Below are 25,842 nucleotides of genomic sequence, written 5' to 3'. Positions count from 1 at the left end.
ACACCATGAAGAACACCAAAACCAACTGGATCATCGGCGCCGTGGCGCTGCTGGTGCTGCCGCTGATCCTGCAATCCTTCGGCAACGCCTGGGTGCGCATTGCCGACCTGGCCCTGCTGTACGTGTTGCTGGCCCTGGGCCTGAACATCGTGGTGGGCTACGCCGGCCTGCTGGACCTGGGCTATGTGGCGTTCTACGCCGTGGGTGCCTACCTGTTTGCCTTGATGGCGTCGCCGCACCTTGCGGACAACTTTGCGGCGTTTGCTGCCATGTTCCCCAACGGGTTGCACACCTCGCTGTGGATCGTGATACCGGTAGCGGCGTTGTTAGCGGCGTTCTTTGGGGCCATGCTGGGGGCGCCCACGCTCAAGCTGCGCGGTGACTACCTGGCCATCGTGACGCTGGGCTTCGGCGAAATCATCCGCATCTTCCTGAACAACCTGGACCACCCCGTCAACCTGACCAACGGCCCCAAGGGTCTGGGTCAGATCGACTCGGTCAAGATCTTCGGTCTGGACCTGGGCAAGCGCCTGGAGCTGTTCGGCTTCGACATCAATTCCGTCACGCTGTACTACTACCTGTTCCTGGTGCTGGTGGTGGTTTCCATCGTCATCTGCTACCGCCTGCAGGACTCGCGCATCGGCCGCGCCTGGATGGCCATCCGTGAAGACGAAATCGCCGCCAAGGCCATGGGCATCAACACCCGCAACATGAAGCTGCTGGCCTTCGGCATGGGCGCTTCGTTCGGCGGCGTGTCGGGTGCGATGTTCGGTGCGTTCCAGGGCTTCGTGTCGCCCGAGTCCTTCAGCCTGATGGAGTCGGTCATGATCGTCGCCATGGTGGTGCTGGGCGGTATCGGCCACATCCCCGGCGTGATCCTGGGTGCCGTGCTGCTGTCTGCGCTGCCTGAAGTGCTGCGCTATGTGGCCGGCCCGCTGCAGGCCATGACGGACGGACGCCTGGACTCCGCCATCCTGCGCCAGCTGCTGATTGCCCTGGCGATGATCATCATCATGCTGATGCGCCCCCGCGGCCTGTGGCCGTCGCCTGAGCACGGCAAGAGCCTGACGCAGAAGACCTGAAGAAGAACACCACCGAAAGTTAGCAATGACAGAGAAATCCAATGAAGTGGTGCTGAAGGTCGCCGGTATCTCCAAGCGCTTCGGCGGCCTGCAGGCCCTGTCCGACGTGGGCATCACCATCCAGCGTGGCCAGGTGTATGGCCTGATCGGCCCCAACGGCGCGGGCAAGACCACGTTCTTCAACGTGATCACCGGCCTGTACACCCCCGACGCCGGGACGTTCGAGCTGGCCGGCAAGCCCTACGAGCCCACGGCCGTGCACGAAGTGGCCAAGGCCGGTATCGCCCGCACCTTCCAGAACATTCGCCTGTTTGCCGAAATGACGGCGCTCGAGAACGTGATGGTGGGCCGCCACATTCGTACCAAGTCCGGCCTGCTGGGCGCGGTGCTGCGGACCAAGGGCTTCAAGGAAGAAGAAGCCGCGATTGCCAAGCGTGCCCAGGAACTGCTGGATTACGTGGGCATCGGCAAGTTTGCCGACTACAAGGCGCGTACCCTGAGCTACGGCGACCAGCGCCGCCTGGAAATAGCCCGCGCGCTGGCCACCGATCCGCAGCTCATCGCGCTGGACGAACCCGCCGCTGGCATGAACGCCACCGAGAAGGTGCAGCTGCGCGAGCTGATCGACCGCATCCGCAATGACAACCGCACCATCCTGCTCATCGAGCACGACGTGAAGCTGGTGATGGGCCTGTGCGACCGTGTGACGGTGCTGGACTACGGCAAGCAGATTGCCGAGGGCAACCCTGCCGAAGTGCAGAAGAACGAAAAAGTGATTGAGGCCTATCTGGGCACCGGAGGACATTGAGAATGGCCGAAAAATCCAACAAGGTACTGCTGCAGGTCAAGGGCCTGAAGGTCGCCTACGGCGGTATCCAGGCCGTGAAGGGCGTGGACTTTGAAGTGCGCGAAGGCGAGCTGGTCTCGCTGATCGGCTCCAACGGCGCCGGCAAGACCACCACCATGAAGGCCATCACCGGCACGCTGGCGATGAACGATGGCGACATCGAGTACCTGGGCGAAAGCATCAAGGGCAAGGGCGCCTGGGACCTGGTGAAAAAGGGCCTGGTCATGGTGCCGGAAGGCCGCGGCGTGTTCGCGCGCATGACCATCACCGAAAACCTGCAGATGGGCGCGTACACACGCTCAGACAAAGCGGGCATCCTGGCCGACATCGAGAAGATGTTCACCATCTTCCCGCGCCTGCGCGAGCGCAAGGACCAGCTGGCCGGCACCATGTCCGGCGGCGAACAGCAGATGCTGGCCATGGGCCGCGCGCTGATGAGCCAGCCCAAGGTGCTGTTGCTGGACGAGCCCTCCATGGGCCTGTCGCCCATCATGGTGGACAAGATCTTCGAGGTGGTGCGTGACGTGTACGCTCTGGGCGTGACCATCGTGCTGGTGGAGCAGAACGCCAGCCGCGCGCTGGCGATTGCCGACCGTGGTTACGTGATGGAGTCGGGCCTGATCACCATGACCGGCCCCGGCCAGCAACTGCTGAACGACCCCAAGGTGCGCGCCGCCTACTTGGGCGAATAAGCCGCTGCAGCACGCGCACCGCCCTGTCGGTGCCGCTGTCTCCGAAAGGCACTCCAGTGGAGTGCCTTTTTTGCGCCTGCTGCCGGGTGCAGTCGAGCGAATGTTGCTATTAAATGAATAGCTGTCAAGGCATGTAACACCGGCGCAATCGGCTGATTTTGTTCATAATCGATCGATTCGTTCACTCTCTCAGCCCTGACGCCTCACCATGAACGCGCTCCAGTCCCTGCCCATCTCGCTGCAAACTGTGCTGCTGCTCACCGCCAGCAACATCTTCATGACCTTTGCCTGGTATGGGCACCTCAAGAACCTGGCCTCCTCGCCGTGGTACGTTGCAGCCCTCGTCAGCTGGGGCATCGCGCTGTTTGAGTACCTGTTGCAGGTGCCAGCCAACCGCATCGGCTTCACCCAGTTCAACGTGGGGCAACTCAAGATCATGCAGGAGGTCATCACGCTGGGCGTGTTTGTGCCATTCGCTGTGTTCTACATGGGCCAACCCCTGAAATGGGACTACCTCTGGGCGGGGCTGTGTCTGGTGGGCGCGGTGTATTTCATCTTCCGGGGCGCCTGACGGCGGAAGGCCGGGGCGGGCGTCGCCCCGCCGCCCGCGGCCCTGTGCGCAGGGCGGCATGACTGCATGAGGCAGCGGCATCAACCCCCTGCAGGGCGCACGGTTAAACTCGCCGGGTCACGAAAGCGTCATGGTTTTGTCATGGCGCAGCCTTTTCTCACCATTCGTTCCCGATCCAGGAGTCTCCATGCTGTTTGCCAAGCTGTTGCCACGCGAAGGCAATTTTTTCGAAATGTTCAACCAGCATGCGGACCGCATCGTCGAGGCGGCCCGGGCCTTCTCGCAACTGGTGGCCAACTACAGCGACCCGCACCTGCGCGACAAGTACAACCAGGATGTGGACAACGCCGAGCGTGCTGCCGACCGCGTGACGCACGAGGTGAACAAGGCCATCCACAAGACCTTCATCACCCCCATTGACCGTGAACAGATCCACACGCTGATCAACACCATGGACGACGTGGCCGACCTGATCCAGGACTCGGCCGAGACCATGGCGCTGTACGACGTGCGCCACATGACGGAAGAAATCACCCGCCTCACGGACCTGAGCCTCAAGTGCTGCGAGCGCCTGCGCGATGCCGTCAAGCTGTTGGAGAAGATCGCCGACCCGGCCGTGGCCGAGGCTGCGCTCAAGACCTGCGAGGAGATCGACAAGCTCGAATCCGACGCGGACCGCGTGATGCGCAGCGCCATGAGCAAGCTGTTCCGCGAGGAGCCTGATGTGCGCGAGGTGATCAAGCTCAAGGCCATCTACGAGCTTCTGGAGACCATCACTGACAAGTGCGAGGACGTGGCCAACTGCATCGAGGGCATCGTCCTCGAAAACTCCTGAACCCCGCAGGCTGACCAGTATGGAAACCGTACAGACGGCCCTCTGGGTTGTGGTTCTGCTTGTGGCCCTGGCGATCCTGTTCGACTTCATGAACGGGTTCCACGACGCGGCCAATTCGATCGCTACGGTGGTCTCCACCGGCGTGCTCAAGCCGGCGCAGGCGGTGCTGTTTGCCGCCTTCTTCAACTTTGTGGCGATCTTCGTCTTCCACCTCAGCGTGGCGGCGACGGTGGGCAAGGGCATCGTGCAGCCCGGCATTGTGGACACGCACGTGGTGTTTGGCGCCCTGGTGGGTGCGATCACCTGGAACGTGATCACCTGGTACTACGGTATTCCCAGCAGCTCCTCGCACGCCCTCATCGGTGGCATCGTGGGTGCGGTGATTGCCAAGGCCGGTGCGGGGGCGCTGATCTCGGCAGGCATCCTCAAGACCGTGGCGTTCATCTTTGTTTCGCCACTGCTGGGTTTTGCGCTGGGTTCGCTCATGATGGTGGCGGTGGCCTGGATCTTCCGGCGCACGCGCCCCAGCAAGGTGGACAAATGGTTCCGCCGGCTGCAGCTGGTGTCCGCCGGCGCCTACAGCTTGGGGCACGGCGGCAATGATGCGCAAAAGACCATCGGCATCATCTGGCTGCTGCTGATTGCCACGGGGTACTCGTCGGCGTCTGATGCCTCGCCCCCCACCTGGGCCATCATCAGCTGCTACGTGGCCATTGGCCTCGGGACCATGTTTGGCGGCTGGCGCATTGTGAAGACCATGGGCCAGAAGATCACCAAGCTCAAGCCTGTGGGCGGCTTCTGTGCCGAAACAGGCGGGGCGCTGACCTTGTTCCTGGCCACCACGCTGGGCATTCCGGTATCCACCACGCACACCATCACAGGCGCCATCGTCGGTGTGGGCTCCACCCAGCGCGCCAGCGCCGTGCGTTGGGGCGTGGCGGGCAACATCATCTGGGCGTGGATTCTGACCATCCCCGCCAGTGCGTTTGTGGCCGCCGTCGCCTACTGGATCAGCCTGCAGCTGTTCTGATGGGCGATATGTCCAGGTGCTTCTGATTGCTATTAAATAGATAGCTTTCAGGGCAGGCAGCACTGGCCCAAAAGCCCCATTGAATGCGAATTCAATGGGGCTTTTGTTTGGGTGCCTGTCGGCAGATCACTGAGATATCTTGCGCGCTTCCTCGATCTGGTATTCAAAGTACCGCTGAAAACTGAACGCCAGACTGGCCATCAGCACCGTGGTGCCAATCAGCAACGACACCACGATGGCACCCACGGTGATCCACTGCGTCCTGCCCGGTGCGGCATCGGGCGTAGCGCTGGGGTTGTAGCGCGCATTCCAGGCCTCGGGCGTCATCAGCGCATACAGGATGGCACGCAGTGCACAAGCGGCAATCGTGAAGCCCAGCAGCGGTATCAGCACCCAGCTGTAGTGGTCATCCTGGCCGAGTTGCTGCACCCGCTGGATGCCATAGATGCCCAGCGCCGTGGGAATGGGCAGCAGCCAGCCGAGCATGTCGTACAGGCCGTGCAGATAGAAGCGGTGCAGGCCCAGCGGCCCGCCCACAAAGGCGAGCCAGGCCGCCACGGTTTTGTTTTTCATGGGGGCGTCGCGTTATTCGGGGGAGGTGGTGTCGCCCGCGCCCAGGGTCTTTTCCATGAGCACGATGTCGCGCCAGGCGCCAAACTTCCAGCCCACCGAGCGCATGATGCCCACATCGGTAAAGCCCAACGCCCGGTGCACGCCGATGGAGCCTGCGTTGGCCGAGTCGCCAATCACCGCCAGCAGCTTGCGCACGCCCACGGCCTCGGCCTGCACCGCCAGCTCGGCCAGCAGCTTGCGGCCCAGGCCCATGCCCCGGGCGCTGTCGGCCACGTAGATCGAGTCCTCGGCCGAGAAACGGTAGGCCGGACGGGGCTTGAACCAGTTGGCATAGGCAAAGCCCAGCACCTGTCCGTCCTGCTCGGCCACCAGCCAGGGCAGGCCGCGCGCCAGCACGTCAGCGCGGCGGCCTGCCATGTCGGCTTCGGAAGGTGGGTCGATCTCGAACGTGCCCGTGCCGTGGAGCACATGGTGTTGGTAAATGGCGGTAATGGCGGGGATATCGCTGTCGGTGCTGGGGCGGATGGTGGACATTGGAACAAATAGATATAATCGCGGGCTTTGCAGCGTGTCGCTGGCCGGGTGGCCATGTCGCGTGTCTCAAGCGTTGCGAATATGGTTGCGAACACTGTGGCTTACGGCAAATGTTGCCGGAGTTCACCACCCGAAGGATAAATCATGGTCGTCATTCGACTCTCCCGCGGCGGCTCCAAGGGCCGTCCTTTCTTCAACATCGTCGTTGCTGACAAGCGCGTGCGCCGTGATGGCCGCTTCATCGAGCGCATCGGCTTCTACAACCCCACCGCCAAGGAATCCGAAGAAGGCCTGCGCATCGTGCAAGACCGTCTGGCTTACTGGGTGGGCGTGGGCGCCCAGTCCTCCCCCACGGTGGACCGCCTGATCAAGCAAGCCGCCAAGAAGGCTGCTTAAAGCTCCCCGAAAAGGGCGGGTTCCGTCGGCTGGTCTGGCGGAACCCGCCCTTTTCTCATTCTGGATTCACTGCCATGGCCACCACACCGCTGACCCTCGAACCCGCAGAACTGCCTGCTGACGCCGTTGAAGTAGGGCGCATTGCAGATGCCTGGGGCGTCAAGGGCTGGTTCAAGGTGCTGCCGCACAGCAGCAATCCCGAGGCACTTTTTTCGTCCAAACGCTGGTACCTGCAGCCCTCCGAGCGCGGGGCCAAGACCTTCAACGGTACCGTGCTGCTGCCCATTCGCCAGGCCAAGGACCATTCGGACTCCGTGGTGGCTTGGGCGCAGGGCATTGACGACCGCAATGGCGCAGAGGCGCTGCGCGGTGCGCGGATTTTCGTGCCGCGATCCAGCTTTCCATCCACCTCCGAAGACGAGTACTACTGGGTCGATCTGATCGGTCTGTCGGTCGTCAACCGTGAAGGTGTGGCGCTGGGCGAGGTGCGCGAGTTGATGTCAACCGGCCCCCAGACCGTGCTGGTGCTGGCCTATGAGCAGGACGGCAAGGCGCAAGAGCGCATGATTCCGTTTGTCTCGGCTTTTGTGGACAAGGTGGATCTGGCCGAGAAGCGCATCACCGTCGACTGGCAGCCCGACTACTGACTGGCGCTCCCCGAGCCGCGTCGCGCACCATGCGCTTTGACATCATTACTCTCTTTCCCGAGCTGTTTGCCCCCTTTCTGGCAAGCGGCGTGACCCGGCGCGCCTACGCCAGCGGCCAGGTCGATGTGCGCCTGTGGAACCCTCGGGACTACGCCGACGGCAACTACCGCCGGGTGGATGACCGTCCGTTTGGCGGCGGCCCGGGCATGGTGATGATGGCCGAGCCCCTGGCGCGCTGCCTTGCGGACATCCGGGCAGAGCGGGGTGAGCCCGAGGAGACCCAGGCGCCGGTGGTGCTTTTCTCTCCCATCGGCGAGTCGCTGAACCACGCTGCGGTGGAGCGCTGGTCTGCCAGCGAGGGAGCGGTGTTGCTGTGTGGCCGCTACGAAGGCATCGACCAGCGGTTCATCGATGCGCATGTGACTGTGCAGATGAGCCTGGGCGACTTCGTGCTCTCGGGGGGCGAGATTCCTGCCATGGCCTTGCTGGATGCGGTGGCGCGCCTGCAGCCCGGCGTGCTCAATGACGAGGGCAGCCACCAGCTCGACAGTTTCAATCCCGCGCTGGACGGCCTGCTGGACTGCCCGCACTACACCCGGCCGGAAGAGTGGGCGGGGCAGCAGGTGCCTGCAGCCCTCCTGTCGGGTCACCATGCGCAGATTGAGCGCTGGCGGCGCGATCAGCGCCTGGCCACCACGGCCCGCCATCGGCCCGATCTCATCGACGCCGCACGCCAGGCAGGGCGTTTGGCCCCCGCCGATGAAGCAGTATTGGCCAAGCTCGGCTGAATTGCTATAATCAAAGGCTTTTCGATCCTCTGGCCGGCCGTTTTGCCCGGGAGTTCTCCCGCAAAACACTGAGACGTCAATCCCGACGCAGCCATTTTTGGCGCGGACAAGATCACTAGGAAACTCACATGAATCTGATCCAGACCCTGGAAGCGGAAGAAATCGCCCGCTTGAACAAGTCCATCCCCGAATTCGCCCCTGGTGACACCGTCATCGTGAGCGTGAACGTGGTGGAAGGTAACCGCAAGCGCGTGCAGGCTTACGAAGGTGTGGTGATTGCCAAGCGCAATCGCGGCCTGAACAGCGGCTTCACCGTGCGCAAGATTTCCAGCGGCGAAGGCGTGGAACGTACGTTTCAGACTTACAGCCCGCTGATCGCCAGTATCGAAGTCAAGCGCCGTGGTGACGTGCGCCGTGCCAAGCTGTACTACCTGCGTGACCGCAGCGGCAAGTCGGCACGTATCAAGGAAAAGCTGCCTTCGCGCGTCAAGGCTGCTGCCACCGCCGCTTAATCCAAGCAAGGCGAGGGCCTGTCCTGACAAGCCGCTACAGCATCAGCCTGTAGCGGCTTTTTGTTTTTTGGTTCGTCAAAAACCTGCTTCGCTTCTTGTGAACCCTCCTTCTCCTCCCTCCGTCTCATCGGTCATCGCGCCTCTGTCGAGCCTGCCCGACTTTGACCCCCGCGTGGTGCCGGTGGTCGGGGTGGATGCGCACCTGCCTGCCGTGCCGCCGGCCGCGCAGACGCCCGATGCACTGCGCGCGCGTTTTGCGCAGCCGCCCCAGTGGGTGCCGGAGGTGGTGCTGGAGAAGAAGTTCATGAACCGCGAGCCAGCCCATGCGTCCGTGTTGCTGGCCATCGTGTTGCGCGAGCAACCCATGGTGCTGCTGACGGAGCGCACTGCACATCTGTCCACCCATTCCGGGCAGGTTGCCTTTCCGGGGGGGCGCGCCGATCCGGAAGACGCCAGCCCGGCCGACACCGCCTTGCGCGAAGCACAGGAAGAGGTGGGGCTCGACCGTGCGTTTGTCGAGGTGCTGGGAACCTTGCCCACCTATGTGACCGGCTCATCGTTCATCATCACCCCTGTGGTCGCTCTGGTGCAGCCGGATTGCGTGCTGCAGCCCAACCCGTATGAAGTGGCCGACCTGTTCGAGGTGCCCCTGGCCTTCTTGCTGGACCCGGCCCATCACCGTCGCCACGTGTTTGATCGCGATGGCGTGCACCGCGAGTGGTTCTCCATGCCCTACGAGCAGGGTGGCAAAACCCATTTCATCTGGGGTGCCACGGCGGGCATGCTGCGTAATTTCTACCGCTTCATGCAGGCCTGAAGCTGCCGTGCGCGCAATGGGGTGCACCAGGGCGAAGCGCCAGTATCATTGCCCTCCATGAGTTTCTTCGCCATCCTGTTCGCTCTGCTGATCGAGCAGGCACGTCCCCTGGCCCGCAGTAATCCCATCCATGCGGGGCTGCGTGCGTGGGCTCTGTCCGTGAGCCGCAATTTCGACGCGGGAAAATCGCACCACGGCTGGGTGGCGTGGGGCCTCGCGGTACTCGTTCCCGCACTGGTCACGCTGGTCATCCACTGGCTGCTTTTGTGGGGGCTGGGCTGGCCGTTTGCAGTGCTCTGGAGTGTGGCGGTGCTGTATGTCACGCTGGGCTTTCGGCAGTTCAGCCACCACTTCACTGGCATCCGTGATGCACTGGAAGAGGGGGACGAAGATGCGGCGCGCGAGCGCCTCGCGCACTGGCAGCAGGTGGATGTGGGCGCGCTGCCGCGCAGCGAGATCGTGCGCCATGTGATTGAGTATTCGGTGCTGGCCGCCCACCGGCACGTGTTTGGCGTGCTGGCCTGGTTCTCGGTGCTGGCCGCGCTGGGGCTGGGGCCAACGGGAGCGGTGCTGTATCGCCTGGCTGAATTTGTCTCTCGCTACTGGCACTACAAGCAGCGTACCGGTGCGCTGCCGGCCAGCGAATCCCTGCAGCAGGCCTCGGCGCAGGCCTGGACCGCCATCGACTGGCTGCCGGCGCGGCTCACGGCACTGAGTTTTGCGGTGGTGGGCAGCTTTGAAGAAGCGATTGAAGGCTGGCGTTTTCACGCGCAGCGGTTTCCCAACGACAACGATGGTGTGGTGCTCGCCGCGACAGCCGGGGCCATCAATGTGCGCCTGGGCGGTGAGGCGCTGAAGGCACGCACCGAGCTGCATGCACCGCAGGGCTTGGAGATCGACGCCGACATGGGCGACAGCGACTCCACCCCCGGCCGCGAGCCGGAAGTGGGCCACCTGCGCAGCGTGGTCGGCCTGGTGTGGCGCTCGGTGGTGGTCTGGATGCTGCTGCTGGCGTTGCTCACGCTGGCGCGCTTGCTGGGCTAGCGGGTCACGGCCTGCGGACGCTGTGTTGAGCAGCGCTTCGGGGTGAGGCCATCAATACCGGGTGTGGCTCAGCTCTTCAAATAAATCGCTATATATCTTGTAGCGGGAAGGGCTTATTCCACCAGCGCTTGGGCCACTTTTTACTGCATCCAGCACGCCACAGCCCGGCTCGTGCAGGTGGGTGCAGTTGTAGAACTTGCAGGCCGTCGCGTGTTCGGCGATATCAGGCATGCAGGCGGCCAGCTGCATGGGGGCGATATGGTGGAGCCCGAATTCCTGGAACCCTGGCGAGTCGATCAGCGCCGTGGTGCGCGCCGCATCCATCCAGTACCAGTGGGTGCTGGTGGTGGTGTGTTTGCCCGAGTTCAGCGCTTGCGATATTTCGCCAGTCAGCACAGAAGCACCGGGCACCAGCAGGTTGATCAGGGTGCTTTTGCCTGAGCCCGACGGGCCCAGCACCAGAGTGGTCTTGCCTTGCAGGTGTTCCATCAGCAGGGCGCGGTCCACATCGCTGGACAGCGCCAGCGACAGCGGCAGTACACCGTAGTGTTTGCCTGCGCCCATGTGTCGGTAGGGCAGTAGGCGCTCCCATGCGCGGGCGAAGGGCTCGACCAGATCACTCTTGTTGAGGGCGATGATGGGCTTGATGCCCTCAGCTTCTGCCGCAATCAGTGCGCGGGACAGCTGGCTTTCCGAGAACACCGGCTCTGCCGCAATCAGGATGAGCACCTGATCCAGATTGGCGGCGAAGGATTTGGTGCGGATCTCGTCCTGGCGGTAAAACAGATTGCGCCGCTCTTTGACCTTTTCGATGGTGCCTTCTTCGCCTTGGCCGGGTGGCGGTGCCTGCCACAGCACGTGGTCGCCAACGACGGCTTGGCTTTTTTTGCCACGGGGGTGGCAGATGCGGCGCTCCCCATCCGGGGTCTCGACCATGCAGTGGCGCCCATGGCTGGCCACCACGGTACCTTCCATGAGGGCGCTGCGCTCAGCCATGGTGGGCCTGTGTCATGGCGCGACCAGCGCGTCGAACTGTGTGGCGCACTCGAAGTCGGTGCTGGAGATGCCGTGCACGTCGTGCGTGTTCAGCCGTACCACGCAACGGTTGTAGTGCACCGACAGATCGGGGTGGTGGTCTTGCGCGTTGGCGATGAACGCCAGTGCGTTCACGAACGAGATGGTCTCGTAGTAATTGGCAAAGTGGTAGGTCTTTTCGATGGCGACGTTGGCGCCGTCGCCGCTGAGGCTCCAGCCTTCCAGCTTGGCCAGATTTGCTACGACTTCTGTAGCTGTCAGCGCACGACGGGGCAGCGTGGACCAGTCTTTTTTCTTCAACATGGTAGTCATGGGTGGGCAGGGGTTTGCATGCGCGCCAGCCGTTCTGTGGCAGGTGGATGCGAGTAGTAAAACTTCACGTACACCGGATCGGGTGTGAGCGTGGAGGCGTTGTCTTCGTACAGCTTGAGCAGGGCCGACGACAGATCGGCGCCGCTGGCTTGGGCCACCGCGTACGCATCCGCCTGGAACTCATGGCGGCGCGATTGCTGTGAAAACAGCGGCGAGATGAAGAAGGTAAACACCGGCACGACCAGCATGAACAGCAGCAATGCCAGCGCGTCATTGGGAGCAGCTGCCATGGCCGGGTCCAGCGAGATATTGGGCCGCACACCCAGTCCGGTGTAGAACCAGACCTGCGTGGAGAGCCAGCCCAGCAGCGCAAAGCCGGCCAGGCTCAGCGCAAACATCATCACGACACGCTGGACGATGTGGCGGTGCTTGAAGTGGCCCAGCTCATGGGCCAGCACGGCCTCTACCTCGCTGGGGGCCAGCTGGCGCAGCAGGGTGTCGTAGAACACCACGCGCTTGGCGGCACCAAAGCCCGTGAAGTAGGCGTTGGCGTGGGCGCTGCGGCGGCTGCCGTCCATCACAAACAGGCCCTTGGCCGAGAAGCCGCAGCGCTGCATGAGTGCCGTCACGCGGGCTTTGAGCGATTCATCTTCCAGCGGCTGGAATTTGTTGAACAGCGGTGCGATGAAGGTGGGGTAGATCACCATCAGCAGCAGGTTGAAACCCATCCAGAAGCACCAGCCCCACAGCCACCACAGCGGGCCTGCAGCGCCCATCAACCAGAGGATCAGTGCGGCAATCGGCAGCCCGATGATGGCGCCCACCAGCAGGCCCTTGAGGGCATCCGCCAGCCATAGGCGCCAGGTCATCTTGTTGAAGCCAAACCGTTCTTCCACCACGAAGGTCTGGTACAGCGACAGGGGCAGGTCGATCAGTCCGCTGATGGCAGCAAAGGCCACCAGCAATGCCATCTGTTGCCACATGCCGCCACCCAGTGCGCCAAGCAGCGCTTGGTTCAGTGCATCCAGGCCGCCGAGCAAGGTCCAGCCCAGCAGCACTGCCGCGCCCAGCGCCATCTCCAGCATGCCCAGGCGGGCTTTGGTGATGGTGTAATCAGCCGCCTTCTGGTGTGCGGCCAGCGCGATGCGTTCGGCAAACGGGGCGGGGACTGCAGTGCGGTGGCTGGTGACATGCCGGACCTGGCGTGTCGCCAGCCAGAACTTGAGGGCCAAGCCCAGCAGCAGCGCGGAGGCAAAGGCCAGGGTGAGCAGCAAAGAGGGGGAAATGTCGTCAGAGGTGGGCATGTGCGGCGAGTTTAGGCCATCGGCGACAATGCGCGCCATGTCAGAAGCTAACAACCCCACCCCTGCCACGCTTGCCAAATCCGACCAGAACCTGGTCTGGCTGGACTGTGAAATGACCGGCCTGGAGCCCGACACCGACCGCCTGCTGGAGATCGCTGTGGTCGTGACCGGCCCGAGCCTCGAACCCCGCGTTGAAGGCCCCGTGTTTGCCATTCACCAGTCGGATGAATTGCTGAACAAGATGGATGCCTGGAACAAGGGAACGCACGGCCGCAGTGGCCTGATCGACAAGGTGAAGGCGTCCACGGTGACGGAGGAGGAAGCGGAGCAGAAGATCCTTGCTTTCCTGGCCCAGTACGTGCCCAAGGGCACTGCGCCCATGTGCGGCAACAGCATTGGCCAGGACCGACGTTTCCTGGTGCGCTACATGCCCAAGCTCGAAAAATTCTTTCACTACCGCAACGTGGATGTGAGCACGCTCAAGGAACTGGCCAAGCGCTGGAAACCCGAGGCCTACACGAGCTTCAAGAAGGCGCAAAAACACACGGCGCTGGCGGATGTGCATGAGTCCATCGACGAACTTGCACATTACCGCCAGCACCTGTTGGCGGTGGAGGTGAAAGCGCCTTGAGTTGCCAACCCTCCTCCGGTGCGAGGAGGGGTAAAAAACTCCCGAGGCACCGATCTCAACGGGCTTGCTTCGCTTGGGGCGAGGATCGAATTCTTCGTATTCGGAAGCCTCCTCTAGCGAGGCACAGGGACGGGGGTTGCGGGGAAACCCTTAACCGTGCGATAATCTAAGGCTGCGCAGGAAATCCTCGCAGTTTGTGCATCTCCCCTCACACACCGGGCTTGCCAGCCGACTGTCTTAGACAGTGCAGGACTAGCGAACAACGCCCACCCGCACCGGCCTCCACAGAGAGCCAACGCAGGTTTCGTTTGATGGTTGATGTTTTTTAACCATTGACGAAGCCCCTCGCAGGCGCTGCCTGCGATCGTCTTCGTGAGAGAAAAATCATGACCGACACCTCTTTGGTGCAGGGCGAATTCGCGCCTGCCGATACTTCCTTTGCTGCCGACGTTTCCGTGCAGTCTTCCCCTCTGGACGCCGTGATGGCATCTGCCATTGAGGCCGATGCCGCTGTGACCGCCGAACCCAACGGTTTTGTGGAGCTGGGCCTGGCGCCTGAACTCGTTCAGGCGGTGGCCGACCTAGGCTACACCCAGCCCACGGGTGTTCAGCTCAAGGCCATTCCCCTGGCCATGGGAAGCGGCAACGACTCCACCAAGTTCATCGACCTGATGGTTTCCAGCCAGACCGGCTCGGGCAAGACAGCTGCCTTCCTGTTGCCCGTGCTGCACACCCTGATCAAGCAGCAGGCCGCCGCCGAAGCCGAAGAACGCGCTGCTTTTGAGCGCGCTGTTGCAGAGGCTGCCGCCCGTGGCGAACCTGCCCCCAAGCGCGCCAAGCGCAAGGACCCCACCAGCTCGCGCAACTTCAAGGCTGCGACCCCTGGCGCGCTGATTCTGTGCCCCACGCGTGAACTGGCGCAGCAAGTTGCGCACGACGCGATCGACCTGGTCAAGCATTGCCGCGGCCTGCGCGTGGCCAACGTCGTGGGTGGCATGCCTTACCAACTGCAGATTGCCAAGTTGCAGAACGCCAACCTCGTGGTGGCAACCCCTGGCCGCCTGCTGGACCTGCAGCGCTCGATGCAGATCAAGCTCGACAAGGTGCAGTTCCTGGTGGTGGACGAAGCCGACCGTATGCTCGATCTGGGCTTCTCGGACGACTTGGCAGAACTGAACCAGCTGACCAGCCAGCGCAAGCAGACCATGATGTTCAGCGCGACCTTTGCCCCGCGCATTCAGCAACTGGCCATGCGCGTGATGCACGACGGTGGTTCGTCGGTGCAAAAGGTGACCATCGATTCTCCGCAAGAGAAGCACGCCAACATCAAGCAGGTGCTGTACTGGGCTGATAACGCCCAGCACAAGCGCAAGATGCTCGACCACTGGTTGCGTGACACCACGATCAACCAGGCCATCGTCTTTGCCAGCACCCAAGTGGAGTGCGATGGTCTGGCCAACGACCTGCAGCAAGACGGTTTCTCCGCCGTGGCGCTGCACGGCGCCCTGAGCCAGGGCCTGCGCAACCGCCGCCTGATGGCGCTGCGCGCTGGCCAGGTGCAGATCCTGGTGGCGACCGATGTGGCAGCCCGTGGCATCGACGTGCCCACCATTACCCACGTGTTCAACTTCGGCCTGCCCATGAAGGCTGAGGATTACACCCACCGCATCGGCCGTACTGGCCGTGCGGGCCGCGATGGCCTGGCCGTCACGTTTGCCGAGTTCCGCGATCGCCGCAAGATCTACGACATTGAGTCGTACAGCCGCCAGCAGTTCAAGGCCGAAGTGATTCCGGGCATGGAGCCTTCGCAGCGTGCCCCGCAGGCGCCTCGCGGTGGGGACTTTGGTGGTGGCCGTGGCCGCTCGTATGACAACCGCGAAAACCCATCGCGTGGCCGTTTCGGTGGTCCCGCACGCGGTGGCAACGACCGTGGTGGTTTCGGTGGTGGCTTTGGCGGCGGTTTTGCCGGCCGTGACAATCGCGGCGCACCTGCCCGTGGTGAAGGCAGCGGTTTTGCAGGCCGCGACGATCGCGGAGGTGATCGTGGTTTTGCCCCACGCCGTGACAGCGAGGGTTATGGCCGCAAGCCTGGTTTTGGCGACACAGGCCGTGGTGGCTTTGCTCCCCGTGGCGACGCGGGTGCACCGCGCGGTGATTTCGCACCCCGCAAGCCCGCGTTTGCCAAGCCTGCTGGTGGTGGCGGCAAGCCTTTCGTGGCCCACGACGCCCGCAAGCGTCCTGCTCGCCCGGCTCGCTGAGCGTTGAGGGTTAATGGCGCTGGTTAGCTAGCTAGTGCCGCTCCTGTTGCAAAGGCTGGTACCGCAAGGTGCCGGCCTTTTTTCATGGTGGCGACCCGGTGTGTCGCAGAGGCGGCGGGCGGCTCGTCAATAATGGGCTCCGGAGGAATCTGCTGTGTCGTCTTCTTTATCTTCGGGTGCGGACTTTGAGCACATGTTCGGGCTGGCGCCGGTGTCACTCTGGCTGGAGGACTACAGCGCGCTCAAGCAGCTTTTTGATCAGTGGCGTGCCGAAGGCGTGACCGACATCCGCCAGTTCCTGGCCCAGGACCCGGCCCGCCTGAGGGCTTGCAGTGCCGCCCTCAAAGTGCTCAAGGTGAATCAGCGCACGCTGGACCTGTTTGCCGCCGAGAGCCAGCAGATCCTGGAAGCCAACCTCGACAAGGTGTTCCGCGACGATATGCACGACGCGGTGGCGCATGAGCTGTCGCAGTTGTGGGACGGGCAGCTGGAGTTTTCCAACCAGACCGTGAACTACGCGCTCGACGGTCGACGGCTGGATGTGCAGATCCGTGCGCGCATCCTGCCCGGCTATGAGGACAACTGGAGCCGTGTGTTGGTGTCGCTGGAGGATGTGACGGCCACCGTGCGCGCAGGGGCGGAGCTACGCCGTAGCGAGCGCTACGCTCGCGACCTGTTCGAACATTCGCCCGTGTCCTTGTGGGTGGAGGACTTCAGTGCGGTCAAGAGCCTGCTCGATGGTGTGCGTGCGCAGGGCATCGACGATTTCAAGACATTCATTCGGGTGCATCCCGAGTTTGTGACACGCTGCATGCACGAAATCCGGGTGATTGACGTGAACCAGCAGACCCTGCGTATGTTCGGCGCAGAGAGCAAGGAAATGTTGCTGAACAACATTGGCCGGGTATTTCGCGGGGAGATGCACGAGTCCTTTGCGGAGCAGTTGCTGGACCTGTGGGAGGGCAAGACCTTCCAGCAGCGCGAAGTGGTCAATTACGCACTGTCTGGCGATGCGGTGCATATCCACATGCAATTCTCGGTGCTGGCCGATCACATGGGCGACTGGGGGCTGGTGCTCCTGTCGCTGGTGGACATCACGGCGCGCAAGAAGGCTGAAGCCTATCTGGAGTATCTGGGCAAGCACGATGTACTCACGCAGTTGCGCAACCGCGCCTTTTACGCCGAGGAACTCAACCGCCTGACCCGCAAGGGCCCTTGGCCTTTGTCCATCATCGCCATCGACCTCAATGGGCTCAAGGTGGTGAACGACGAGCAGGGCCATGCGGCGGGAGACTCCATGCTGCGCCGCGTTGGCGAGGTCTTGGCCAAGGCTGTGGATGCACCGGCCTGCGCAGCACGCATTGGCGGCGATGAGTTCACGGTGTTGTTGCCCGGTACGGATGAACGCGGAGCCATGGCCCTGCAGGAACGCATCTTGTCGATGCTCGAACTCAACAACCAGTTCTACCCTGGCCAGCACCTCAGCCTGGCCATGGGAATCGCCTGTTGCCAGTCGGGCGATGCGGTGGAGGCTGCAATCCATCGTGCGGACCAGGCGATGTACGCGGAAAAGAACCGCTACTACCAGCAAAAGAACGTGGACCGGCGGCAGTCCAGCAGTCCTTGATCCGCAGCTGGATCATAGGTGGACCGGGGTGCGGCCGATCTCGGGCCAGCGATGGTGCAAAAAGATCCACGACAGCATGCCAATGCACAACATCAGCAGCGATGACAGTGCCAGCAAAACCGTGGAATGCATCACCAGCGGCGCAATGAGGCCCGCCACCAGCCCATTGGCCGTCGAACCGACAAAAGCCTGCATGGACGAGGCCATGCCTCGCCGCTCGGGGTAGAGGTCCAGCACCAGCAGCGTCACCACGGGCACCATCAGCGCCCAGCCAAAAGAAAAGATCGCAATGGGCGCAAGGGCCCACCAGGCGTGGGCGGTGAACAGGAGGTTGGCGCCCAGGTTCAACACGGCCACCGAAAACATTATGACGAACCCGTGGCGGATCTGGCGCTTGGGCGGAATGCGTCCCGCCAACCTTCCGCTGAGCCATGCACCGCCCATGATCCCTGAAATGGTGAGCACAAAAAACCAGAAAAACTGTGTCGGTGCCAGCGACAGGTGCTCCCCCAGAAACGCGGGGGCCGACAGCACGTACAGGAACATGCCATTGAAAGGCACGCCGCTGGCCAGTGCCAGCAGCACAAAGCGTGCACTGGTGCCCAGCTGTATGTAGCCCCGCATCAGGTGGCGCACATGAAAGGGCTGGCGCTGCTCCACATGAAGGGTCTCGGGCAGCAGCCGGAAGTTGGCGGTCCAGAGGGCAACGCCTACCAGGGTCAGGAACCAGAAAATGCTGTGCCAACCCGCGTGGACAAACAGCCAGCCACCAATAATGGGTGCAATCGCCGGAGCCACACCAAAGTAGATGGTCACCTGGCTCATGACCTTCTGGGCCTGTGCCGGGGGAAACATGTCGCGGATCACCGCACGCGAGACCACGATGCCTGCCCCCGTGGACAAACCTTGCAGCGCGCGGAAAAAGACCAACTGCCCAATTGTTTGTGACAGGGCGCATCCGGCGGAGGCGAGCGTGAACACGGCAATGCCCCACAAGATCACGGGCCTGCGCCCGAAGCTGTCCGCCAGCGCGCCATGGAACAGGCTCATGAATGCAAAGCCGAAAAGGTAGGCCGACAGCGTCTGCTGCATCTCCACCGGCGTGGCTCCTAGCGCCGCGGCGATGCCTGAGAACGCGGGGATGTAGGTGTCGATGGAGAAAGGCCCGAGCATGCCCAGCACAGCCAGCAGGATCGCGAGCGCCCAGCGGGGTGCTTTCCAGAGCAGATGGGCTTGAGGATTCATGGATGGAGACCGATGGAGTTGCAGACGCGCGGAAGGACATCACACCGCCGTGCCATTGTGGGATGGCGCGGAGGGCGGATGGATTATGCTGGACGCACTTGGGCGTCTGTGAAAGAGGGGCACCGTCGCGCAACCCCCTGATCACGCCCCCTTCGGCTTCAAGCCAACGCCTTCAGTAGTTGTAGGGAACCCATTCGCCATTCCCCGAGCGCATCAGGTACTTGCCTTCCATGTTGCGCATCACGATCACATCGGCGTTCTCTGAAACAAACGGGGTCGTGACCGGTGTCGCGAGCCGCTCTGCCAGAGGGCGTGCGGAGTTGGCGTAAGGATTGTCGCGAATCAGATCGCCCAGCAAGGTGTACAAGCCCAGGTAGCTCATCGGCTGATTCACGATCAGGGGACCGGGAGGAGGGGATGCGTCTGATGCCTTCATGCCCACCAGCTTCACCGCAGCCGGGACGAGGGTGATGCGGGGGCCTGGAATCTCTCGCATGCCAGACATCTGGATCTTGTCTCCGCGCAGCGACGCCCCATGCTCGGGGACCAACATCACGACCACGGGGCGTCCTGATGCCTCCAGCTCAGAGATGAACTTGTCGAAGTCGGCGAGCAGTTGTACCAGGCGGGGCTTGAACGTCTCCAGGCTGTTGCGTGAAGCCATGCCCGGTACGCGATTGCCATCGTGCAGCGAGATGGTGTTGTAGTACAGCGCTACCGGTCCGGTACTGCGGTCAGTGCTGCGCTTCTTCCACCACTGCGCCAGCAGGGCATGGTCGTTGTAGATGGGCGAGCCATCAAAATTCTGCATGTGGACGGGTGCCCCCTGGTTGGATTGCAGCTTGCCCGCAAGACCTCCGCGTTGCTCCAGCGCATGCGCAAACTCTTCATACACCCCGTCGTGGTTGAGCAGCGCAGCGGTCTGGTAGCCCACTTTCTCCAGGTTGGGAAATACATAACACTGCGGATCGATGCCCTCGTACAGCTTGGTGTGCGGTGTTTGTCCGCAGGTGCCGTGCAATACCCGCAACGAGGCCGGCCCGCTGTAGCTGGCGGCACTGTTGAAGTTCGTGAACAGCACATCAAAGCGCTTGAGGAACGGGTTGTCGCGCTGTCCTACAAAGTCCATGTCGTCCCATGAGAGGGAACAGACATGCAGCAAGATGATGTCGAACGCGGGTGGTCCGTTGGGCGCGGTGAACTGAACGCGCCGCTGGCTTTCGCTGGCATAAAAGCGCTGCAGCAGGGCGTCTGGTGACGTGTCCTGGCTGTCGTTGGGCGCAGCAGCCGAATTCGATCCATTGGCTGCAGCCATGGTGGTTGGAGATGTAGCTGCCTGCTCCTGCAAGGCCGCGACCACCGGCACGCTCAACAACGCCAGCAATGCAAAGGTTCCTGCACGCACCCGCCGGGCCAGTGCCGAATAAAGCACGATACCGGCCAATCCCACCAGCAGCATTTCAGGGTTGAACACCCGCTGGGCGAGTTCCATCCAGTAGTCTGCGCTGAAACCGCTCAGCGCTTTGAGCTGTGACAGCACGCGCGCCGGGCTGGGGAGGTATGAGTCGGCATACAGTAGTGCGATGGCTGCCGGTATGGCGATGGCTGTGCGTGCACGTCGCCACCCGTTGTGCGCAATAGGGGGCAGCATGGACGCCCACAACAGCAGGTTCAGCCACCAGTTCAAGCCGATGTAGCCACTAAAGTACAAACCTACCTTGACAAGGAAAATCAGATGCCAGAAGCTCATGCCGACAGCCTTTCTTGCCCGCGCTGCTTGCGAAGGGGCCATCGGCTGCGTGCTGATTCGACCAGCGAAGCCCAGAACTTGCGGTAGCCCAGAACACCCAGCTGCGCGATTTCCTGCAGGCCATGCAAAGGCCGGTCGGTATCGTGGCTGTCGTTCCATTGCGTCCAGGTGTCGGGGCGGGCAAAGGTGCACTGCACCAGATCGATTTGTTGTTCGCGCGTCATGGGATCAAACTGAAAACCGGTGGCGCTCTGGCCCCTGTGCAGCATCACCGTGGCTGGAAAGACGCATTCCGAATCGTTGCGCCACAGTCCTACCTGCACCTTGTCTCCTACGGCCAGCGGTATGCCTTCAGGCAACTGCAGGCCCACACCGGTCATGGAAAAGTCGATACAAACGGCCCGTAGCACTGTCCCATCGTCCAGGTACAAGGTCGCAGGCAATCGCGTGGCCACGCGGTGCATGCGCCGCACCTGGCGGGCCTCGGACGCCACACCCAATGCAGCACCTAGCATGAGGATGCTGTAGACCGTCCACAACAGGTTGAGGAGCACGGTGGCGGTTTCTTCGGTGTTCCAGAAGAACAGGCGCAACAGGCCCATGCCGAAGGCCGCAAAGTTAAGCAGCACCAGGATGGTGTAGGGGCGGGAGATCACCCAGTCGAAATACGGCTCATCCACCAGCCCGCCCTTGGCTGTCACGTTGAACTTGCCCAAGCGCGGGTTGATCAACGCCACTGTGGTGGGCAGGGCCACATACCAGGCCAACACCGTCTCGTAGACCTCCGCCCAGAAGGTGTGCCGGTGCTCGCCTTGCACGTGCGCATTGGCAATGTTGGATTGCAGGATGTACGGCAGCACGTACAGCGCAATCATGATGGCGCCTGCATTGATGATGTGCCATTCAAAAAACAGGAAGGCCATGGGCGCGGTAAGGAACACCAGCCGCGGCAGCCCGAAGAAAAAGTGCACCATGGCATTGGCGTAGCAGATGCGCTGCCACAGCGTGAGCCCCTTGCCCAGAAAGGGGTTGTCCACGCGAAAGATCTGCGCCATGCCGCGCGCCCAGCGGATGCGTTGGCCCACGTGGGCCGAAAGGCTTTCCGTGGCCAGACCGGCGGCCTGCGTCTCGTTGATGTAGGCTGTGGTGTAACCGCGCCGGTGCAGCTTGAGGGCGGTGTGCGCATCCTCGGTCACGGTTTCCACGGCAATGCCGCCCACTTCCAGCAAAGGGCCGCGCCGTATCACTGCGCAGGAGCCGCAGAAGAACGTGGCGTTCCAGAAATCATTGCCATCCTGGATCAGACCGTAGAACAGCGCACCCTCGTTGGGGACACGGCGGAAGGTACCCAGGTTGCGCTCAAACGGGTCGGGCGAGAAGAAGTGGTGCGGCGTCTGCAGCATCGCGCACTTCGGGTCGCGCTGGAACCAGCCCACGGCCGTGGTCAGGAAGGAGCGTGTGGGGATGTGGTCGCAGTCGAAAATGGCAACCAGCTCACCATCGGTCTTTTTGAGCGCGTGGTTCAGGTTGCCAGCCTTGGCGTGGTTGTTGTCGGGCCGCACGATATAGCCCACGCCCATGGATTCGGCGAATGCACGAAATTCCTCGCGCCGTCCGTCGTCCAGGATGAAGACCTTGACCTTGTCTTTGGGCCAGTCCAGTGCCATCGACGCCAGCACTGTGGTGCGCACCACGCTCAACGGCTCGTTGTAGGTGGGGATATACACATCCACCGTGGGCCAGGACGCGGGCGCACCTTGCAGCTCCGCCGGACGGCGGTGCAGGGGCCAGGCCGTTTGTATGAAGCCCAGTACCACCACCAGCCAGGTGTAGGCCTCTGCCGCCAGCAGGCCATAGCCCAGGAAGGACTCGATGACCGAGTCGAATTCAATTGACGAAGTCAGGCGCCACCATGCGTAGCGCCCCATGGCCAGCAGGCTGATTGCAGCAAGCGCCAGCGATGGATAGCGGCCTGGCAGGCGCCGGAGCACCAGGGAAAGCCCCCAGCAGAGCAGCATGAACAACAGTTGCCCAAACCAGTTGAATGGGGTGGTCATGACGACCAGGCCGGTGACTGCCCCCACTGCCAGAATCACCCAGCGCAGACCCGGAATCTCCAGGGCCGGTGTGAGCCACTGGTCTGCCAGCCGCATGCCCTTGCCCACGTTGACGTGGGTGGCCAAGCGGTCCATGGCCCGCAGGAAAAGCCGGATCGGCCAGAAAAGCAGATTCAGTGCGAGTGCCACCCCCCTCCAGAGCCAGCGCATCGCCCAGCCGAGGCCTGCCCATAGACCCCGCACTGGACGCAGCAACCAAGGGCGTAAAGCGCGCTGCGGCGAGGGCGGCAGCACAAAGCAGCGCCACAGCCACATCCACCAGGGAGCACCAGGCTCAATCTCCAACCAGACTCGGAGCCATCCCAGCACTTGGTGGGCAGGTGCTTGTACACCCGTTCGCTCAGGGGACGGCGTGGGCGTCGTGATGCTGCAAGGGGGTTGATCCGTCATGGTGCCGCCACTTCTGTCGCAGGCGAAGGCTGCGCCTGCGCGGGAGACACTGCCGACAGCCAATGGAAAATGCCCTGGAGATCGTGTGCCGACTGTGCATGGGGGGCCACGCTGTTCACGGACTGCGATGCCGCCAGCGCCCGCGAGAGGTTCTCGTCTTCGTGCACCGTGTACGGCAGCAACTGGGTTCCCCACTGCTGGCGCAGAGTGGTGAGTGCTTCCCGGTGTGAGGCGCGGCGCGGGTCGAAGCGTGTGACTGCGATGCCCTGCGCGTTGGGCGCTGCTGGCGATGCCTGCAGCATGGCGCGCACGGTGTCCATGCTGGCACATCCGCGTGCAGACGCTTCCATGGCCACCAACACTGCATCCGCGCAGCGCAGCGCTGCCTGGGCCAGTGGCGAAGGCCATTGCGGTGTATCCAGCAGCACCGTGCAATCCTCCGGGATATCGAGCAGTGCCAACTGGTCTTGCAGCCACTGCGGGTTGGCCGCCAGCAGTTGGTGGAGTGTGGTGATGGTGTCTGGCGTCGTCGGGCCAAAGGGGAGAACGCCGACGCCGTCGGTGTTGTCAAAGCTGCCATCCGCCCACCATGAGCCCGTGGCCACAAGTGCTGCCCACCCCTGGCTGGCGGGGTGTGGCATCCCCAGGTGCATGCCCAGCAGATTCTGGGCGCAGAGCTCTATGGCCAAGATGGACTGACCTTGCCGGGCACCTAGTGATGCCAGGTGTGCAACCAGGGTGGTACGCCCGGACCCGCCGAGGGGCGAAACAACAGCAATCACGCGCATGCAAACTCTTTGTTCATGGGGCCTTGTTCACCCCGTCTTGCGGAGGAACAGGGGGTTCTTTGGGCAGAAGGACAGGGCGGTAGGGCTGCACACAGCGCAGCGGCTGGCGCGCCTGCAGCATGCGGCGCAGCAGCCTGGAACAGGGCCAGGCCAGCAAGGCGCCCAGCAGCACGTAAACGAGCATCCACGCATTGCTCATGCGGAAGCCCTCCCGAGTGCACGTGGCACGGCGCGCCGTCCGATGGGGCGAGGTCGCACTTGCGGGCTCGCCGCAACTCGCGGCTGGGCGCTGGGTTGCCGGTCTTCCATAGGGTTGTGCTGGGGCAATGCCGGCGTTGCCTTCGGCGCCTGCGCCTTGGGTGTAGCGGAACTGTTCACAAGGACGGCCGCCGGTGGAGCGCTGGCGTCGGCCAACAGGGCGCTGTAGTCAGGCACCCCTTTGCGCAGGGTCTCCTGCAATTGGTCGGTCATGGCGCGTATGCCGGGTGCGGAGCAATCTGTGGCCTGTGAGGTGAACAACTGGGTCAGTGGCAGCGCAAACACACGCTGCAGGGCCAGCTCCACATCGGGCTCCCGGCAGGCAAAAAGGAACACGTAGATTGCTTCGTGGTCGGCCGTGAACAGGTCTCCATCGCGAGAGGTGTGGCAGGCACGCAAGGCATCGATGTGCGGCATCTGGTCCAGCATGCTTAGCCGCACCATGCTGTGCGACAGACCGATGTCATGGGTGCGGTCCAGCATCCCCCGTACCAGCGTACAGAACCGTGCCGGGGCCTGGTAACCCCGTTCATGGGGCGGCATGAAGCTGTCGAGCGCCTGCGCGTAGTCAGGGTGGACTTTGCGGGTGTGGCTCTGGGCATTGATGTCCTGCAGCAGTTGCAGCAGGCGCGAGAACCCCACCTCTTTGTAGACCACCACGCTGGCGCCCAGTTGGAGCAGTGCCTGTTCGCTGTGGGTGCGCAACTTGCCCAGGTTCTCGCGCACCACGATCTTGAGCGTGGGGGGGCGCGAGAGGCGCAAGTGATGCACCAAGCGTGCGCGGGACTCGAAATCGCTCGCAGAGCCCGCATCGATCAGTACCGTGGAGGCCACGCAGGTGGCGGCAGCCACTTCGATGTCCTCCAGCCCATCGAAGATGCGCCAGTGGCCGGGGATCCCGCGCTGCCCCTCCACCGATGCCCGGGTGGCCAGCACACTCCATTGGTCGGCCGCAGTGACCAGTTCGGGTGTGGCACCCTGGGTGCGCGTGCCATCGGCAGCCAGCCGATGGGTGGTGGCGTCCTGCACCAGGCCGAAGCCCGTCTGAAAGAGCGCCCCGGTGTCCGAACTCCAGCGGTCCAGGCTCAGGCGCCAGCGGTCTGCGTCGGCATGCAACGTGGCAATGTGCATGGACATCTGGCACAGGTTGCGTAGCGTTGGTAAAAGGGCGCTGGTGTCCAGTGGCGGGGTGAATCCGAGCACCACCGGGCGAGGCCGTTGGCGGCACAGTGTGCTGAGCTGGTCACTGACCCGGGCGAGTTGCGCCACGTTGAGCCCAGACAGCAGGTGCTGTGCGTCGTACAGATATAGCGCGTGCTGTGGTGGCAGGCCGGTGCGTTCAAGTTCCTGCAGCAACGCATTGAGACCGTTGCGCTGGACTTGCGCGTGCAATCCCGGCGAGAGTGTCCACAGCCTCAGCCGGCCCGCTTGGTAGGCGGCTTGTACTGCAGGGCGCTCCAGCAACTCGTCCAGCCACTGTGTGCTGGATGCGACCAGTCCCAGAGGACCCGCTGCCAGGGCGTCTTCAATGAGTGCTGGGAACCATGCCGCAGCGCTGCGGCTGTCGGCGGCAACGAGGGATACGGGCACGTGGGCTGGCAGTTGACCGATACCGTCCGGCAGCCCTGCAATGCCGATGTTGGTCGGTCGCAGCGCGTTGCCGGCTACACCCTTGGAAGGCCAAAGGCGTGTGGCGAGCGAACGCAGCACACCGCTGGCGGGTGGGCTCTTGCGTGGGGATGAAGCGGCAGAGGACATG

26 protein-coding genes are annotated in these 25,842 nt (G+C 63.0%); 15 read left to right on the top strand and 11 right to left on the bottom strand.

Translation table 11 applies throughout. The features are described 5' to 3' along the window. Window positions 1-5 precede the first annotated feature (5 nt). The 6 genes from ACODSU_RS20220 to ACODSU_RS20195 all read left to right on the top strand — a co-directional run bounded on the left by ACODSU_RS20220 (window position 6) and on the right by ACODSU_RS20195 (window position 5,057). Window positions 6-1,082, top strand: coding sequence for an ABC transporter permease subunit (locus tag ACODSU_RS20220; protein ID WP_015013096.1), 1,077 nt, complete (start codon window positions 6-8; stop codon window positions 1,080-1,082). A gap of 25 nt (window positions 1,083-1,107) precedes the next feature. Further along, window positions 1,108-1,890, top strand: a complete 783-nt coding sequence (locus ACODSU_RS20215; protein ID WP_015013097.1) for an ABC transporter ATP-binding protein — start codon at window positions 1,108-1,110, stop codon at window positions 1,888-1,890. Between the two features lie 2 nt (window positions 1,891-1,892). Then, entirely contained in the window at window positions 1,893-2,621 is a 729-nt protein-coding gene (locus tag ACODSU_RS20210) for an ABC transporter ATP-binding protein (RefSeq protein ID WP_015013098.1), read from the top strand. Window positions 2,622-2,829: 208 nt separating this feature from the next. Beyond that, entirely contained in the window at window positions 2,830-3,192 is a 363-nt protein-coding gene (locus ACODSU_RS20205; RefSeq protein WP_015013099.1) for a DMT family protein, read from the top strand. Window positions 3,193-3,379: 187 nt separating this feature from the next. Next, a complete protein-coding gene (locus tag ACODSU_RS20200; protein WP_015013100.1) occupies window positions 3,380-4,027 on the top strand; it encodes a DUF47 domain-containing protein in 648 nt (215 codons plus the stop codon). Between the two features lie 19 nt (window positions 4,028-4,046). After that, window positions 4,047-5,057, top strand: a complete 1,011-nt coding sequence (locus ACODSU_RS20195; RefSeq protein ID WP_056747483.1) for an inorganic phosphate transporter — start codon at window positions 4,047-4,049, stop codon at window positions 5,055-5,057. 126 nt (window positions 5,058-5,183) lie between these two features. On the opposite strand, the gene ACODSU_RS20190 is transcribed toward ACODSU_RS20195, so the two are convergent. After that, window positions 5,184-5,630, bottom strand: a complete 447-nt coding sequence (locus ACODSU_RS20190; RefSeq protein WP_488844284.1) for a TM2 domain-containing protein — start codon at window positions 5,628-5,630, stop codon at window positions 5,184-5,186. Window positions 5,631-5,642: 12 nt separating this feature from the next. Next, window positions 5,643-6,164, bottom strand: a complete 522-nt coding sequence (locus tag ACODSU_RS20185; protein WP_015013103.1) for a GNAT family N-acetyltransferase — start codon at window positions 6,162-6,164, stop codon at window positions 5,643-5,645. Window positions 6,165-6,308: 144 nt separating this feature from the next. Here ACODSU_RS20185 and rpsP point away from each other — a divergent pair, with 144 nt between their 5' ends. The 6 genes from rpsP (at window position 6,309) to ACODSU_RS20155 (ending at window position 10,368) form a co-directional block, all read left to right on the top strand. Beyond that, window positions 6,309-6,560, top strand: a complete 252-nt coding sequence (rpsP, locus tag ACODSU_RS20180; protein ID WP_015013104.1) for a 30S ribosomal protein S16 — start codon at window positions 6,309-6,311, stop codon at window positions 6,558-6,560. A gap of 74 nt (window positions 6,561-6,634) precedes the next feature. After that, complete coding sequence (gene rimM / locus ACODSU_RS20175; RefSeq protein ID WP_488844282.1) at window positions 6,635-7,207, top strand: ribosome maturation factor RimM; 573 nt, start codon at window positions 6,635-6,637, stop codon at window positions 7,205-7,207. Window positions 7,208-7,236: 29 nt separating this feature from the next. Beyond that, the gene (gene trmD / locus ACODSU_RS20170) at window positions 7,237-7,995 is read left to right on the top strand and encodes a tRNA (guanosine(37)-N1)-methyltransferase TrmD (RefSeq protein WP_488844280.1); all 759 of its coding nucleotides are present in this window, start codon (window positions 7,237-7,239) and stop codon (window positions 7,993-7,995) included. 128 nt (window positions 7,996-8,123) lie between these two features. Continuing rightward, window positions 8,124-8,507 carry a 50S ribosomal protein L19 gene (gene rplS / locus ACODSU_RS20165; protein ID WP_060986900.1) on the top strand — a complete coding sequence of 128 codons (384 nt, stop codon included), beginning with the start codon at window positions 8,124-8,126 and terminating at the stop codon, window positions 8,505-8,507. A gap of 97 nt (window positions 8,508-8,604) precedes the next feature. Beyond that, window positions 8,605-9,324, top strand: coding sequence for a CoA pyrophosphatase (locus tag ACODSU_RS20160; RefSeq protein WP_488844278.1), 720 nt, complete (start codon window positions 8,605-8,607; stop codon window positions 9,322-9,324). A gap of 57 nt (window positions 9,325-9,381) precedes the next feature. Further along, window positions 9,382-10,368, top strand: coding sequence for a CobD/CbiB family protein (locus ACODSU_RS20155; protein WP_488844277.1), 987 nt, complete (start codon window positions 9,382-9,384; stop codon window positions 10,366-10,368). Window positions 10,369-10,419: 51 nt separating this feature from the next. Here ACODSU_RS20155 and rsgA read toward each other — a convergent pair whose 3' ends face one another. From rsgA to ACODSU_RS20140, 3 genes are read right to left on the bottom strand one after another with little or no spacing between them, the layout of a single operon-like run. Beyond that, complete coding sequence (rsgA, locus tag ACODSU_RS20150) at window positions 10,420-11,364, bottom strand: ribosome small subunit-dependent GTPase A (protein ID WP_422849014.1); 945 nt, start codon at window positions 11,362-11,364, stop codon at window positions 10,420-10,422. 12 nt (window positions 11,365-11,376) lie between these two features. Continuing rightward, the gene (locus ACODSU_RS20145) at window positions 11,377-11,715 is read right to left on the bottom strand and encodes a 4a-hydroxytetrahydrobiopterin dehydratase (RefSeq protein WP_488804248.1); all 339 of its coding nucleotides are present in this window, start codon (window positions 11,713-11,715) and stop codon (window positions 11,377-11,379) included. Further along, window positions 11,712-13,019: a M48 family metallopeptidase gene (locus tag ACODSU_RS20140; protein WP_488844275.1), complete on the bottom strand. Its 1,308-nt coding sequence runs from the start codon at window positions 13,017-13,019 to the stop codon at window positions 11,712-11,714. The genes ACODSU_RS20145 and ACODSU_RS20140 overlap by 4 nt, the downstream gene beginning before the upstream one ends. A gap of 37 nt (window positions 13,020-13,056) precedes the next feature. Here ACODSU_RS20140 and orn point away from each other — a divergent pair, with 37 nt between their 5' ends. From orn to ACODSU_RS20125, 3 genes are all read left to right on the top strand, one after another. Beyond that, entirely contained in the window at window positions 13,057-13,650 is a 594-nt protein-coding gene (gene orn, locus ACODSU_RS20135) for an oligoribonuclease (RefSeq protein ID WP_043566178.1), read from the top strand. A gap of 386 nt (window positions 13,651-14,036) precedes the next feature. Then, window positions 14,037-15,908: a DEAD/DEAH box helicase gene (locus ACODSU_RS20130; protein WP_488844273.1), complete on the top strand. Its 1,872-nt coding sequence runs from the start codon at window positions 14,037-14,039 to the stop codon at window positions 15,906-15,908. Between the two features lie 154 nt (window positions 15,909-16,062). Then, window positions 16,063-17,535: a sensor domain-containing diguanylate cyclase gene (locus tag ACODSU_RS20125; RefSeq protein WP_488844271.1), complete on the top strand. Its 1,473-nt coding sequence runs from the start codon at window positions 16,063-16,065 to the stop codon at window positions 17,533-17,535. 12 nt (window positions 17,536-17,547) lie between these two features. Here ACODSU_RS20125 and ACODSU_RS20120 read toward each other — a convergent pair whose 3' ends face one another. From ACODSU_RS20120 to ACODSU_RS20095, 6 genes are all read right to left on the bottom strand, one after another. Next, the gene (locus tag ACODSU_RS20120; protein ID WP_488844269.1) at window positions 17,548-18,780 is read right to left on the bottom strand and encodes a multidrug effflux MFS transporter; all 1,233 of its coding nucleotides are present in this window, start codon (window positions 18,778-18,780) and stop codon (window positions 17,548-17,550) included. A 172-nt stretch (window positions 18,781-18,952) separates the two neighbouring features. Continuing rightward, window positions 18,953-20,530, bottom strand: a complete 1,578-nt coding sequence (gene bcsG, locus ACODSU_RS20115; RefSeq protein WP_488844267.1) for a cellulose biosynthesis protein BcsG — start codon at window positions 20,528-20,530, stop codon at window positions 18,953-18,955. Continuing rightward, window positions 20,527-22,722 (bottom strand): UDP-forming cellulose synthase catalytic subunit, encoded by a 2,196-nt coding sequence (gene bcsA / locus ACODSU_RS20110; RefSeq protein WP_488844265.1) that lies wholly within the window; start codon window positions 22,720-22,722, stop codon window positions 20,527-20,529. Before bcsA ends, bcsG begins: the two co-directional genes overlap by 4 nt. 311 nt (window positions 22,723-23,033) lie before the next feature. Beyond that, a complete protein-coding gene (gene bcsQ, locus ACODSU_RS20105; RefSeq protein WP_488844263.1) occupies window positions 23,034-23,825 on the bottom strand; it encodes a cellulose biosynthesis protein BcsQ in 792 nt (263 codons plus the stop codon). Window positions 23,826-23,838: 13 nt separating this feature from the next. Beyond that, a complete protein-coding gene (locus ACODSU_RS20100; RefSeq protein ID WP_343735213.1) occupies window positions 23,839-24,024 on the bottom strand; it encodes a hypothetical protein in 186 nt (61 codons plus the stop codon). Then, the gene (locus ACODSU_RS20095) at window positions 24,021-25,841 is read right to left on the bottom strand and encodes a BcsE family c-di-GMP-binding protein (protein ID WP_488844261.1); all 1,821 of its coding nucleotides are present in this window, start codon (window positions 25,839-25,841) and stop codon (window positions 24,021-24,023) included. Before ACODSU_RS20095 ends, ACODSU_RS20100 begins: the two co-directional genes overlap by 4 nt. Window position 25,842 lies beyond the last annotated feature (1 nt).

The sequence above is a fragment of the Acidovorax sp. FG48 genome (genome assembly GCF_057809085.1).
Note: the sequence above shows the minus strand (reverse complement) of the source record. Positions and strands in the feature narration are given on the sequence as shown.